Annotated in this window: 10 protein-coding genes; 4 read left to right on the top strand and 6 right to left on the bottom strand. The window is 59.7% G+C overall.

The window, feature by feature from the left end; all coding sequences use genetic code 11:
- Positions 1–3 precede the first annotated feature (3 nt).
- On the top strand, positions 4–1,014 hold the full coding sequence (locus ABI171_RS09950) for an inorganic phosphate transporter (RefSeq protein WP_348092403.1): 1,011 nt from the start codon (positions 4–6) through the stop codon (positions 1,012–1,014).
- Between the two features lie 236 nt (positions 1,015–1,250).
- Positions 1,251–3,941, top strand: a complete 2,691-nt coding sequence (locus ABI171_RS09945) for an autotransporter domain-containing protein (protein WP_348092402.1) — start codon at positions 1,251–1,253, stop codon at positions 3,939–3,941.
- Between the two features lie 47 nt (positions 3,942–3,988).
- Here the strand turns inward: ABI171_RS09945 and ABI171_RS09940 are convergent, their stop codons facing one another.
- From ABI171_RS09940 to ABI171_RS09915, 6 genes are all read right to left on the bottom strand, one after another.
- The gene (locus tag ABI171_RS09940) at positions 3,989–5,566 is read right to left on the bottom strand and encodes a DHA2 family efflux MFS transporter permease subunit (RefSeq protein ID WP_348092401.1); all 1,578 of its coding nucleotides are present in this window, start codon (positions 5,564–5,566) and stop codon (positions 3,989–3,991) included.
- 99 nt (positions 5,567–5,665) lie between these two features.
- Positions 5,666–6,907 carry an HlyD family efflux transporter periplasmic adaptor subunit gene (locus ABI171_RS09935; protein ID WP_348092400.1) on the bottom strand — a complete coding sequence of 414 codons (1,242 nt, stop codon included), beginning with the start codon at positions 6,905–6,907 and terminating at the stop codon, positions 5,666–5,668.
- Positions 6,908–6,947: 40 nt separating this feature from the next.
- Positions 6,948–8,462: an efflux transporter outer membrane subunit gene (locus tag ABI171_RS09930; RefSeq protein WP_348092399.1), complete on the bottom strand. Its 1,515-nt coding sequence runs from the start codon at positions 8,460–8,462 to the stop codon at positions 6,948–6,950.
- 129 nt (positions 8,463–8,591) lie between these two features.
- On the bottom strand, positions 8,592–9,095 hold the full coding sequence (locus ABI171_RS09925; RefSeq protein WP_348092398.1) for a MarR family winged helix-turn-helix transcriptional regulator: 504 nt from the start codon (positions 9,093–9,095) through the stop codon (positions 8,592–8,594).
- A 137-nt stretch (positions 9,096–9,232) separates the two neighbouring features.
- On the bottom strand, positions 9,233–10,639 hold the full coding sequence (locus ABI171_RS09920) for a sensor histidine kinase (RefSeq protein WP_348092397.1): 1,407 nt from the start codon (positions 10,637–10,639) through the stop codon (positions 9,233–9,235).
- On the bottom strand, positions 10,636–11,310 hold the full coding sequence (locus ABI171_RS09915; protein ID WP_348092396.1) for a response regulator: 675 nt from the start codon (positions 11,308–11,310) through the stop codon (positions 10,636–10,638). Before ABI171_RS09915 ends, ABI171_RS09920 begins: the two co-directional genes overlap by 4 nt.
- Positions 11,311–11,473: 163 nt before the next feature.
- On the opposite strand from ABI171_RS09915, the gene ABI171_RS09910 reads away from it, so the two are divergent.
- Together ABI171_RS09910 and ABI171_RS09905 are read left to right on the top strand one after the other, a co-directional pair.
- Entirely contained in the window at positions 11,474–12,490 is a 1,017-nt protein-coding gene (locus tag ABI171_RS09910) for an ABC transporter substrate-binding protein (RefSeq protein WP_348092395.1), read from the top strand.
- 238 nt (positions 12,491–12,728) lie between these two features.
- On the top strand, positions 12,729–13,487 hold the full coding sequence (locus ABI171_RS09905; RefSeq protein WP_348092516.1) for an ABC transporter ATP-binding protein: 759 nt from the start codon (positions 12,729–12,731) through the stop codon (positions 13,485–13,487).
- Positions 13,488–13,491 lie beyond the last annotated feature (4 nt).

Below are 13,491 nucleotides of genomic sequence, written 5' to 3'. Positions count from 1 at the left end.
CTCATGCACACTCTTCAAATCAGTATTTACGTTCTCGCATTCCTCATTGCATTGGCGCTGGTATTCGACTTCATGAACGGCTTTCATGATGCCGCCAATGCGATCGCCACTGTGGTATCCACCGGCGTCCTCAAGCCGCAGCAGGCAGTCGCCATGGCGGCGGTGTTCAACTTTATCGCGATTGCAGTATTCCAGCTGCACGTCGCCGCCACTGTCGGCAAAGGCACCATCGATCCCAATGTGGTCGATCATTACGTTGTCTTCGGCGCCCTGGTCGGCGCCATCTGCTGGAACATCCTGACCTGGTATTACGGCATTCCTTCGTCGTCTTCGCACGCCCTGATCGGCGGCCTGGTCGGCGCAGCAGTGGCCAAGGCTGGCACCGGATCGCTGATTTCGGCCGGCTTGATCAAGACCATCGCATTCATCGTGCTGTCGCCGCTGCTGGGCTTTGTCTTCGGCTCCATCATGATGGTGCTGGTGTCCTGGATTTTCGTGCGCTCGACGCCGCGCAAGGTCGATAAATGGTTCCGCCGCCTGCAACTGGTTTCGGCTTCCATGTATAGCCTCGGTCACGGCGGCAACGATGCCCAAAAGACCATCGGCATCATCTGGATGCTGTTGATTGCGACGGGGTTTTCTCAGGCCAGCGACAGCTTGCCGCCATGGTGGGTGATCATTTCCTGCTATAGCGCGATCAGTCTCGGCACCTTGTTCGGCGGCTGGCGTATCGTCAAGACCATGGGCCAGAAGATCACCAAGCTGAAACCTGTGGGCGGCTTTTGTGCTGAAACCGGCGGCGCGATCACCTTGTTCCTGGCGACCATGCTTGGCGTCCCGGTATCGACAACGCATACCATCACCGGCGCCATCGTCGGCGTTGGCGCCGCTCGCCGCGTCTCTGCGGTGCGCTGGGGCGTTGCCGGGAATATCGTCTGGGCCTGGGTGCTGACGATTCCGGCTTCGGCGTTCATGGCGGCGATTGCCTGGTGGATCGGCAAGCATATTCTGTAAAAACAGACAGGCACAGTCAAGGGGCGATGCAGCGTAATGCTGTATCGCCTTTTTTTATGCCTGTGCAAGAGCTTCCATAGCTAAAGCGCAACTGATGCACCTTGGCTTTCCGTAGTTGCTCATGAGGCGAGGGAGAGCCATGGTTGCCATTGTGCACCAATGCAAATACAATGATTTTCACTCGGCAACATCAACCTGCAGCGGCACGATGTTTGTGCATCCAATCGAGAGCGCTCATGCATGCACGACTCAAGAGCAAGATGAAGGGCATCGTCATCACTTTTGCGGGAGCCTTGAGTGCCCAGTCCTATGCGGCATGCAGCAGCAATACGCCGGCCAGCAATGTCTCGGTAGTATGTTCGGGCAGCAATATATCGCCGGTTCTGGCCCAGGCAGGCAGCAGCAATGTCACCATCAGCCTTGATGCAAGCGTCGTGACCGGCATTGCGCATAGCGTCAGTCCGATCACATTCAGCGTCGATACGGCCAGCAGCATCGTCAATAACGGCAGCCTGACCTTGACGGGAGGAGGCGGCAGCGGCACAAACCGGGGCGCTGCCCTGCTTGGCGTGCACAACAATAACCAGCTGACCAATGCCAGCCAGGCCACCATCACGACAACCGGCGCCTTTAACGACGGCATGGCGGCCAACGGCAGCGGCAATACCTTGACCAACCAGGGCACGATCACCACGTCCGGTCCCAATGCTTACGGCATGTCGGCGGCCTGGGGCCAGACCAATGTCGGCCAGCTGAACAATACGGTGAACAACTCCGGGACGGTTACCACCTCCGGCAGCAATGCGCGCGCGATATCGATACTCGGCGGCAGCGGCAGCGTGGTCAATAGCGGGAAGCTGTCCACCAGCGGTGCCGACAGCCCAACCGCGTACATGCAAGGGAATAACGACAAGCTGACAAATAGCGGCACGATTACGGCGACAGGCAACGGTTCCGCCGGGGTGTTTTCGAATACCGCAGGTTCCGGTTTTATCGCGACGATCGTCAATCAGGCTGGGGGACAGATCATCAGCCAGCAAGGTCCTGCGGTGCGCACGCTGAACGGCAGCACCACCCTCATCAACGCGGGCTTGTTGCAAAGCGGGTCCGGGACAGCGGTCGCCATGGGCACCGGCAAAAACCAGCTGATATTGCAAACCGGCTCGGTGATCGTTGGCGCGGCCGACGGTGGCGGTAACGCCGGCACCTCGTTGCTGCTGCAAGGATCCGGCACCGCCTCCAATGCGTTTGCCAATTTCGCCATGCTGCAGGCGCAGGGCGACAGCTGGAACTGGAACGGCAGCGGCAATTTCGGCGTCGTCCAGATCCAGACCGGTCAGTTCAATCTGAGCGGTACCCTGGGCGGCGCGACAACGGTATCTGCGGGAGCAACGCTGGCGGGCAACGGTGGCGTCATCAATGGCAGCCTGTTGAACCAGGGCGCCTTGCATCCCGGCGCTGGCGACGGCACTGGCGGCCTGACCGTGACCGGCAATTTTACCCACGCCGCGAACGCAGTGTTCCAGACTGAAGCTTCGCCGCTTTCGGCGGGCTTGCTGACAGTGGGTGGCAGCGCCAGCCTGCAAGGCGGTACGGTGGACGCAACCATGCTGCCCGGTGCCTATCCTGACGAGATCCGTTTGCCGATCGTCACTGCGGCGGCCGGTGTCAGCGGTAATTTCGCGCAGCTGCAAGCAAATGCCACGGCGTTGCTGACGCCTACGCTGGCGTATGACAACGGCCATGCCTATCTGGTCATTACACGGGCGCCGATTGCAACTGTGGTCACGCCGGGCAACAACGCGGCGATCGGCCAGGCCATCGACGCCAGCCGTCCGCAGGCCACGCCGGAGCAACCGGTTCCCACTCCGGTGACTCCTGCAGGAGTACCTGTTGCCACAGGTCCGCTGGCGGAAACGGTGAGCACGCTGAACCTGCTTGACAAGGCCCAACTACAAGCCACGGTAGGCAGCTTGACGGGCGGCGTCCACGCCACTTTCGCGCAGCTCGCGCTTCGTGAAAACGATCTGTTCGGCCGCGCCTTGTCGATGCGCCTGGATACGCAGCGCGATGTCGACCGCAAGTCAGTCGACGACGGCGTCTGGGTGCGGCCCTATGGCTCATTCGGCAAGTTGAGCGCCAGCGCCGATACGTCTGCGGCAAGTTACCACATCGGCGGCATCAGCGCCGGCGCCGACCGTGTCGTCGACAAGGACTGGATTGTCGGCGCCGGGCTGGATTATGCGCACCTGGATGCGGATTTCGATGATTACAACGGCAACGGCAAGCTCGACAGCTACAAGCTGGGCGCGTATGCCAGCTACGCGCCCGGTCCGTTGTATGTCGATACGATTGTCAGCTACGCAGTGCAGCGCACCGAGATGCAACGCGACGTGCTGACCGCAATCGGCCCCAGTCTGCGCGCCAAGAGTTCCTACGATGGGCAACAGGCAAGCGCCTATGGCGAGCTTGGCTATCGCGCCAGGTTGAACAGCCAGTTTGTGTTGCAGCCATTCGCTGCCTTGCATTACACGCGTTTGCGCCAGGACGGCTTCACGGAAAGCGACGCCGAAAATCTTGGCATCGCCGCCAGCGGCAATACCTTGAACAGCCTGCGCAGCAGCCTGGGGGTCAAGGTCGCGCAAGATTTTCCAGTGTCTGCCGGCGTGATTACCTTGGGCGGGCAGTTGCGCTGGATGCATGAGTTCATGGACGCGCAAGCCGAGTACCAGGCCGCCTTGATTGGCGCGCCGGGCAGTTACTTTACGGTGAAAGGGGTAGAGTTCGGGCGCGACGCCTTGCTGGCCGGCGTGAATCTTTCATATTCGGCATCGGCTAAGCTGAACCTGTTTGCCGACTACGATTTTCAAACCGAATCGCATGACAAGGTGAGCCGTATTACGCTTGGCTTGCGTTATCTCTGGTAGAAAAAAAGGCGAGCCGGATATATCCATGCCCGCCTCGAAACAGTTGCTTAGTGCGCACCGCCGGCATCGACCGGTAAGCTGGAGCGCTGCGGTTTGGTCAGCCATACCAGAGCGATCAGCATCAGGAACAATACCGCTGAAATCCAGAAGATGTCGGTCGCCCCTTGGGTCGCTGCCTTGACCGAAATCAAACGGTCGATGGTGGCCCAGGCAGCCGGTTCCGGCATGCCCTGCGCCATCAGGCTATGCACCGCCTCGGTAAATGCCGGGCTGTGCGGACCGGTGAATTCCGTCAGCTGCGAATGATGCAGGGACGTGCGTCGATCCCACAAGGTGCTGGTGATCGACGTACCCATGCCGCCGAACATGATCCGCACGAAATTGGACAAACCGGCCGCCGAAGGGATTTTCTCCGGTGGCTGACCCGACAGGATGATCGAGGTCAGCGGGATAAAGAACATGGCCATCGCCGCGCCCTGGATGATGGTAGGGATCATCAAGGTGAAGGTGTCGACGTTCTCGGTGAATTGCGAACGCATGTAGAACACCACGGCAAAGATGAAGAATGCCGTGCTGGCGACCCAGCGCGCATCGATCTTGGGCAGCAGCTTGCCGATAAACGGCGACAAGATGATGGCGAAGATCCCCACCGGCGCCATGACTTCACCCGCCAGGGTCGCGGTATAGCCCAAGGTCGTCTGCAGCCACAACGGCAGGATAACCAGGCCGCCGAACATCAAGCCGTAGCCGACCGAGATGGCGATCACGCCGCCGCTGAAGTTACGGCTTTTGAACAACGTCAGGTCGACCACCGGGTGATCGTCGCCCAGCTCCCAGATGACGAAGTAGATGAAGGCGACCAGGGCGGTGGCGCCCAATATCACGATGGTCGAGGAGTTGAACCAGTCGAGTTCCTTGCCTTTGTCCAGCATGATCTGCAGCGAACCGACCCAGACCACCAGCAAGGCCAGGCCGACCTTATCGATCGGCAGCTTGTAAGTCGACGATTCGCGCTTGTGATAGATCGACCAGGTAGCCCAGGCCGCAAATACGCCGACCGGAATATTGATATAGAAAATCCATGGCCAGGTGTAATTGTCAGAGATCCAGCCGCCCAGCAGTGGCCCCATCACCGGCGCCACCAGGGTGGTCATGCCCCAGAACGCCAGGGCCATGCCGCTCTTGGAGGGCGTATAACTGGATAACAGCAAGGACTGCGACAAGGGAATCATTGGTCCCGCGACTGCGCCTTGCAGCACGCGGGCGGCGATCAGCACTTCCATGCTGGGCGCCAGGCCGCACAGGATCGACGACAGCACGAACAGGATGATCGACGTCACAAACAGCCGCACCTGGCCGAAGCGCTGGGTCAGCCAGCCGGTCAGCGGCACCGAGATGGCGTTGGCCACCGCGAACGAGGTGATGACCCAGGTGCCTTGTTGCGGCGAGACGCCCAGGTCGCCGGAAATGGCAGGGATGGAAACGTTGGCAATCGACGAGTCGAGTACATTCATGAACACGGCAAGCGATAACGCTACCGTGCCCATGACTAGCTTGCCGCCGGTAAGCGGTGGCAAGGCTTTCTGAAGCGGCCGCGGTGGCGGCGCTGGTTTTGGGGAACTCATGAAGGCATTCCGGTAAGGTTTATTGCATGTTCGACGCCGTCAGCGGCGCCATCCAGGCGATGGCGTCCGCTGCGGCATGCGCCGGCAAGTTGCATGCGATCAGTGTGCCGCCGCTGCATTGTTGTTGGCAGCGATGATGCTGGCGATACGGGCATCGGCTTCCTGGCCGCTCTTGTCAAAGATATCGGTGGTGTAAGCCGGCGCAGTGCGCGCAGTGCCGGCGGTCAGCGAAGTGCCTTCGGTCTGGGCGATGTCAACGCTGACATCCATCGATACGCCGATACGCAGCGGATGGCTTTCCAGGTCTTTGGAATCCAGGGAAATACGCACTGGAATCCGTTGCACGATCTTGATCCAGTTGCCGCTGGCGTTTTGTGCCGGCAGCAGCGCGAACGCGGAGCCGGTGCCGGCCGCCAGGCCGATCACCTTGCCGTGGTACTCGATCTTCGAACCGTACAGGTCGGATTTCAAGGTGACCGGCTGGCCGATGCGCATATTGTTGATCTGTACTTCCTTGTAGTTGGCATCAACCCACAAGGCATTCAGCGGCACGATGGACAGCAGCGGGCTGCCGGCGGCGACGCGCTGGCCGACCTGCACCGAACGTTTGGCGACATAGCCGGTGGTCGGCGCCAGCAAGGTGGTGCGGGCCAGGTTGATATAGGCATTGCGCACTTGCGCTGAGGCGTTGAGCACGTTCGGATGTTGCTCAACCGTGGTGTGGTCGGTCAATACCTTGTTGGACGACAGTTGCTCGCGCGCCGATTGCAAGGCGGCTTCCGCGCCTTGTACTGCGACCTTGGCGTGATCCAGTTCTTCCTTGGAGACAGCGCCGGTGCCGATCAGCTGCTGACGGCGCGCCAGGTCGGAACGGGCGCGTTCCAGTTCCGCAGTACGGGCAGTGACGCCAGAGGTCAAGGTGTTGTTGTTGACGAACAGCGTACGAACCTGGCGTACGGTCTGCGCCAGCTGGGCTTCGGCCTGATCCAGCGCGACCTTGGCGTCGGCCTTGTCCAGTTCCACCAGCGGTTTGCCGGCTTGCACCAGTTCGGTATCGTCGGCATTGATCGCCAGCACCGTGCCGCCAACCTGCGGCGTCACTTGTACCACGTTGCCACCGACGTACGCGTCGTCAGTACTTTCGTAGTGGCGGGCGTAGATGAACCACCAGATGCCATAGGCGATCAGGACAATGATGAGAGCAATGGTGACACCGATCAGCAGGCTGCGGCGCTTGCCATTGGCAGCAGGCGCCGGAGCGGGTGCCTGCGCAGATGCTGGAGCGGCAGCAGCGACGCCGCCGGCCGTTGGTTCTTGAGGAGTTTGATTTGGTGTGGTCATGATGCGGATTTCGCAATAAGTGAACGGTTATTTTAATGAATCAGTTAGTAGCGCTTGCTTGCGGAGTGCCGGCGTTTGCTTCGGCAGCCGGGCCTAATCCCGAAGCTTCAGCATCGAAGCCGCCTCCCAGCGACTTGATCAGGTTGACCCGCAGATCGGCTCTGCGCGCGCGCGTATCGAGCTCCTGCTTGCGGGCCGTCAGCCAGCCGATCTGGCTGCTCACCACCTGCAGCATGTTGGCGGTGCCGACCTGCTGCCGCTGTTCGGCCAGCTTCATGCCGCGCTCAGCCGCTTCAACCGCAGTCTGCTGATTCTTGTCCTGCTCTTCAGCGGCATGCAGCGATTGCACGCTATCCGCAACTTCGTGGAAAGCATCGTTCAACGCTTGGTTATAGGTCGCGACCGCACCGTCATAGGCTGCTACCCGGCCCTTGAGCTGGGCGCGCAGCGCGCCGCCTTCAAAGATCGGCAGATGGAGCGCCGGACCGGCGCCGATCACCTTGCTGCTGTGGTTCAGGAATTGCGAGAAACTCAGGCTGGAAAAGCCGATCATGGCAGACAGGTTGATGTCCGGATAGAACTCGGTCTTCGCGACCTTGATATCGCTTTGCGCCGCTTCTACCTGCCAGCGCGCGGCCAGCACATCCGGCCGCCGTCCCATCAAGCCCAGCGGCAGCTGGTCTGGCAGCGCAATCGCGCTATCCGCCGGCAGCACCGGTTGCGCAATTTTCAAGCCGCGGTCCGGACCCTGGCCCATCAATGCAGCGATTTGATTACGCGTCAGCGCGATCGATTCCTGCCATTGCGAGCGTTCGGCGCGCAGGCCGGCCACTTGCTGGCGGCTGGTCTGGTTATCGCTTTGTGTGTCAAGGCCGGCGGCGAAGCGCTGTTGCGTCAGCTTGTCCAACTTGTCGCGCAGCGCCAGTTGCTGATTGGTCAGGTCCAGTTGGGCAAACTGGCGTCCCAGTTGCAGCCATGCTTTCGAGATTGCCGCGGTCAACACCAGCCGCGCAGCGTAATCTTCCGCCTGCGCGGCTTTGCTCTGCGATATGGCGGAGCTCAACTGCTCGCTGTGCTTGCCCCAGAAATCCAGGTCGTAGCTAAAGTTCAACGCAGTTTCATAGTCCGTCACATACATGCCGCCGAACGGTGGCGGATAAATGCTGTTTTCGGAAAAGCGTTCGCGGGTCGCCGACAAGCTGGCGCCGACTTGCGGCTTGCTGGTGGCGCCGGCCGCTTCTACCATGGCGCGCGAGGCGGCGATACGGGCTGCCGCCGCCTGCAGGTTAGGATTGGTGGCTAGCGCCTCGTCGACCAGTTGCTGCAGCTGGCTGCCGCCGATGGTGCTTACCCACGAGCTGGCCGGCCATACGCCGCCCTGACCTGGCAGGGAAGAGGCGCTTGCGTAGTCGTTGGCGCTGTTCGAACGGGCCGTGCTGTGAATCCCGCTGAAATTGGCGCAGGCCGCCAGCAGCAGGACGGCGGCGCTGATGGCAAGGCGTTGCGTGCCGAGTTTCGGCAAGTTGCGTCGGGATGAAGATGAAAGAGAGTTCATGTCGATGTTGATTTGACGAGTTGATTTAGCGGCCACGGATAAAATGACAACAAGGAATAACGACAGGGAATGATGCTGGTGCTTTGCCAATTACTTAAAAATAATACTGTATGGATAGTTCTTGCTTAGTCAATGTGTTTTCTCCGTTGGCGAACTACTCGAATTATTCGAACCACTCGAATTATTGCTAGCCAGTAGACGTCGCAGCATTGATTTCAAAAAGCCGATCTCTTCTGCGCTGAAGTCCGAAAAGTGTTTGTTAAGCACGCCGCAAAATGCTTTTGGCATTTTTTTCGACAGCGCCACGCCATCGGCGGTCAGGTGCAGCTTCATCAAGCGCCTGTCATGCGCGCAGGGCTCGCGCGTGATCAGCTTGCGCGCCGCCAGTCGGTCGATCATACGCTTAGTTGACGCTGCATCGGTATACGTCTCGCGCGCCAGGTCGGCGGCAGTAGAATATTTTCCAGTTGACAACATCAGGAGAATCGCTCCCTGGGCGTGGGTGATCCCGTATTCCGCCAGGGATTCATCCGAACTCTTGACCAGCATAGCGCGTGAACGCGCCAATAAATAGCCTATGCTTTCTTCAATCTGGTAGTTCTCCAGAGTGAATAGTGGTGATGGGTTGCTCACAAATTTCTCACGGGGGTTTTACTGAAGTCTGACTTATTTATTGCGGGTTTGCAATTTAGTTGCTTCAATATTCATTGCCTAGGCAAGAATATACTGCAAAATAAACTTCTTTGCTGGCGATGTCCTAGAAGTGCTATTCAAGTCGCGGCTGGATCTCCCGGCGCAGGCGCCGCACACACCGGCAAGTGCAGCAAAACGGTCAGGCCGTGCCGCGGTCCGGATGCCGCGAGCATCACCGTACCTTGCGCAGCGATCACGATTTCCCTGACGATCGCAAGACCAAGGCCGGTGCCTTCCTGGCCCGGAGCAGCATTGCGGAAGAAGCGTTCAAATACGCGGTCGCGCACTTCGGCCGGAATGCCTGGGCCATTGTCGCTGACGCTGATTTCCAGTTGTTCCGGACCGGCGCTGATGGCTACCGTTACCTTGCCGTGGGCCGGCGTGTAGCGAATCGCGTTGTCGACCAGGTTCATCATCATGGCGTTGAACAAGGCCTCGTTACCCATCGCCCAGGCGTGCTCGATGCCGGTATCGAGTCCAAGGTCGATATTCTTGCGCTGCGCCAGATCCACAATGTCTTCCAGCACCGTGGCCGCCACCGCAATCAGATCCACTGGATGCCTGAGGAAGGCGGTGGTGTTGGATGCTTCCGCCTGCGACAGCAATAACAGCTTGTTGGTCAGCTCGGTCATGTTGCGGCTGCTTTCCTGCAGCGCCTGCAACACTTCTCCGCGCCGGCTTTCGTCAGTCAGGCGGCGCGCAAACTGGATTTGCGAATCGATCAAGGTCAGTGGCGTGCGCAGCTGGTGGGCGGCATCGGCGATGAAGCGCTTTTGCGCCGCTACCTGGGTGTTCAGGCGCTGGATGGTCTGATTGATGGCTTCCACGATGGGCCGCAACTCCAGTTGCAACTGGCCGGCCCTGATCGGCGACAGCGAGGTCGCGTCGCGCGAAGCGAGCTGGTCCTTCAGGTGCATCAGTGGCCGCAGTTCCATGGTCAGGCCGATCACCACCAGCGCGATCGCCAGCAGCAGCATGGCGATCTGGCGATGCAAGGCAGGGCGCCACAGATCGGTCAGCATCTGGTCGTGGGCGCGCGTGGTCTGCCCCACCAGCACGGCGATCTTGCGCAACTGGCCGGCGTTGTACAAGGTGCGCACCTGGCTAACCACGCGCAGCGCCTGGCCGTGATAATCGATGCTGTTGAAGGCTGGCGCGGTCACCGGGAAACGCAGCGCCGGAGGAAAATCGGGGCGGCCGGCGAGCAAGCCGTCATGGTCGGTGATGACCTGGTAATACACTTGATCCTGCTCCGGCGAGACCAGCAATTCCAGCGCCGCCGGCGGAATGCCGGCATGCGGCTCGCCGTCGAGCCACTGGATCTCACCGGCGATCACCTGGGCCGAGGCCAGCAAGGCGTGATCCTGGATCAGGTCTGCCGTTTCCCGCGCGCTGCGATACGACAGCGTGGCGCTGATGGCGACAAACAGCGTCAGCGGAATCAGCAACCACAGCAGTAAGCGCAGGCGCAGGCTGATGATCAAGTGAGGTCTTTCTGTTTGAGTAGATAACCGAGTCCGCGCAGGGTCATGATGGCAGCCCGGGAATGTTCCATTTTTTTGCGCAGGCGATGGATATAGATCTCGATCGCATCCGCGCTCGGCTCGTCATCCAGGCCGAACACGCCATCCATCAGGGCGGTCTTCGAAACGGTCTTGCCTTGCTTTAGCATCAGGATTTCCAGCACGTCATGCTCGCGGGCGGGGAGCGCCAGCAACTGTCCGGCGATTGAAAACTGCCGCGTATTGCTGTCATAGCGCAGATCGGCGCAATGCATTTCAGCCGATTTGCCCGGGGTCTGGCGGCGCACCAGGGCTTTGATGCGGGCTACCAGTTCGCGTACTTCAAACGGCTTGACCAGATAATCATCGGCGCCGGCGCCGAGGCAATCCACTTTCTCGTCGATCGAGCCGCTGGCAGTCAGGATCAGCACCGGCACGTTGTTATGACGTTGGCGCAGCCGCCGCAAGACGCTCTTGCCACTCATCTTCGGCAACTGCAAGTCGAGCAGGACGACATCGTAGCTTTCGCTTTGCAGCAGGCTGTCGGCAGCTTCGCCATCGCTGGCGACGTCGATGGTGAATTTGTCTTCCTTCAGTATCTTGCTCAGCCACAGCGCTAGCGGCGGGTTGTCTTCAATCAGGAGTAATTTCATGGATGCGGGTGAGTTTAATTATGTTGCAGTGCAATCTAAATAGCACGGATTTGGAAAGCTGGATGAAAGTTACCGCATCCTAGAATACGCTCAACATTGGAACAATGGCTGTTAGTCATGTGTATCCGGTGATTATCCCAAAAAAACAAATGGAGACAAACACATGCACACCCTCATCCGCGGTTCATTGATTTCCGCCGTCCTGCTTTCGGGGACCGTGCTTGGCGTCAGCCAGGCAGTCGCGGCAGATTCGGGCAAAATCACCATCATGGTCGGCGGCATCACCAAGATGATCTATCTGCCGGCTAAACTGACTGAACAGCTTGGCTATTTCAAGGAAGAGGGGCTGGACGTCGAACTGCAATCGCAGCCGGCCGGCGTCGATGCGGAAAATGAATTGCTGGCGGGCGCGGTGCAAGCCGTGGTCGGCTTCTACGACCATTCCATCGATTTGCAAAGCAAGGGCAAGGAAGTCACCGCAATTACCATCTTCGGCCAGGTGCCCGGTGAAGTCGAAATGGTCTCGACCAAGGCTGCCGCCACCATCAAGAGCATGGCTGATGTCAAGGGCAAGACGCTGGGCGTGACGGGGCTCGGTTCCTCGACCAATTTCCTGACGCAGTACCTGGCGGCCAAGAACGGCATCGCTTCCAGCCAGTATTCAGTGCTGCCGGTGGGAGCTGACAATACCTTCATCGTCGCTATCAAGCAGGGCCGCATCGATGCCGGCATGACCACCGAACCAACCGTCTCGCAACTGTTGAAAACCGGCGACGCTTCGGTGCTGGTCGACATGCGCACCGTCGAAGGCACGGTCAAGGCGCTGGGAGGTTTGTATCCGGCCTCCAGCCTGTATGTGCAGCGGCCTTGGCTGAATACGCACAAGGAGGAAGCGGCCAAGCTGGCGCGTGCCTTCGTCAAGACGCTGAAATTCATCAATACCCATAGCGCCGCCGAAATCGCCGACAAGATGCCGAAGGATTACTACGGCAACAACAAGCCGATGTATGTACAGGCCTTGCAAAATTCCCTGCCGATGTTTTCCGCCGACGGAAGAATGCCAGCCGGCGGACCGGAAACCGTGTTGCAAGTCTTGTCCGGATTCAATCCGAACGTCAAGGGCAAGCACATCGACCTGGCTAAAACCTACACCAATGAATTCGTCAGCCCGATCAAGTAAAACCGACGCTGATATTTAGCATGCCGGGACACCCTGAGCTTCAAGCAATGAGCCTTGGGCAAAGGGGACCGGCAACCGGATGGCCCTGGCTGGCGCGACGTTCGCGTACGGCGGGAGTCCTGCCGTCCAGACACAAAGGAAACCTGAAATGACCCAAGCAGCACATGCAGCAGCGGCGCCATCCGCGCCAATCAAGCTGGTAACGCCGGAACTGTCGCGCGATACCCCAGCCATTGAAATGCGTAACGTCTCGTGCCGCTTCATCTCGCCAGACGGCAAGGCGACCGTGGCTTTGCGCGACTTCAGCATGAGTGTGGCGCGCGGTGAATTCGTGGCGATCGTCGGTCCTACCGGCTGCGGCAAGTCGACCACGCTCAGCATGATTACCGGCCTGCTCAAGCCGACCGTAGGCGAGGTGCGCATCATGGGCGAGCCGGTCAACGGCATCGATCCGCGCATCGGTTTTGTGTTCCAGAACGATGCGGTATTCCCGTGGCGCAGCGTGCTGCATAACGTGGCGGCGGGCCCGCTGTTCCGCGGCAAGCCGAAAGATGCCGCCTATGCCTTGGCTGAAGAATGGATACGCCGGGTCGGCCTCGACAAGTTCAGCAATCACTACCCGCACCAGCTCTCCGGCGGCATGCGCAAACGCGTCGCGCTGGCGCAAACTTTCATCAACAGCCCTGAAATCCTGTTGATGGACGAACCGTTCAGCGCACTCGACATGCAGACCCGCACCCTGATGCAGGACGAGTTGCTGCAACTGTGGTCGTCGCAAGCCGGCTCGGTGGTATTCGTTACCCACGATCTGGAAGAGGCGATCGCATTGGCCGATAAAGTCTATGTGCTGACCGCCCGTCCGGCCACCTTGAAGAGCGTGTATGAAATCGATTTGCCGCGGCCGCGTGTGATGTCCGAGGTGCGCTACGAGCAGCGCTTCATCGATATCTCGCGCAAGATCTGGGCCGATCTGCGCGAAGAAGTCCATATCAGCTAAGACG

Source organism: Collimonas sp. (genome assembly GCF_039923675.1).
Taxonomy (GTDB): Bacteria; Pseudomonadota; Gammaproteobacteria; order Burkholderiales; family Burkholderiaceae_D; genus Collimonas.
Note: the sequence above shows the minus strand (reverse complement) of the source record. Positions and strands in the feature narration are given on the sequence as shown.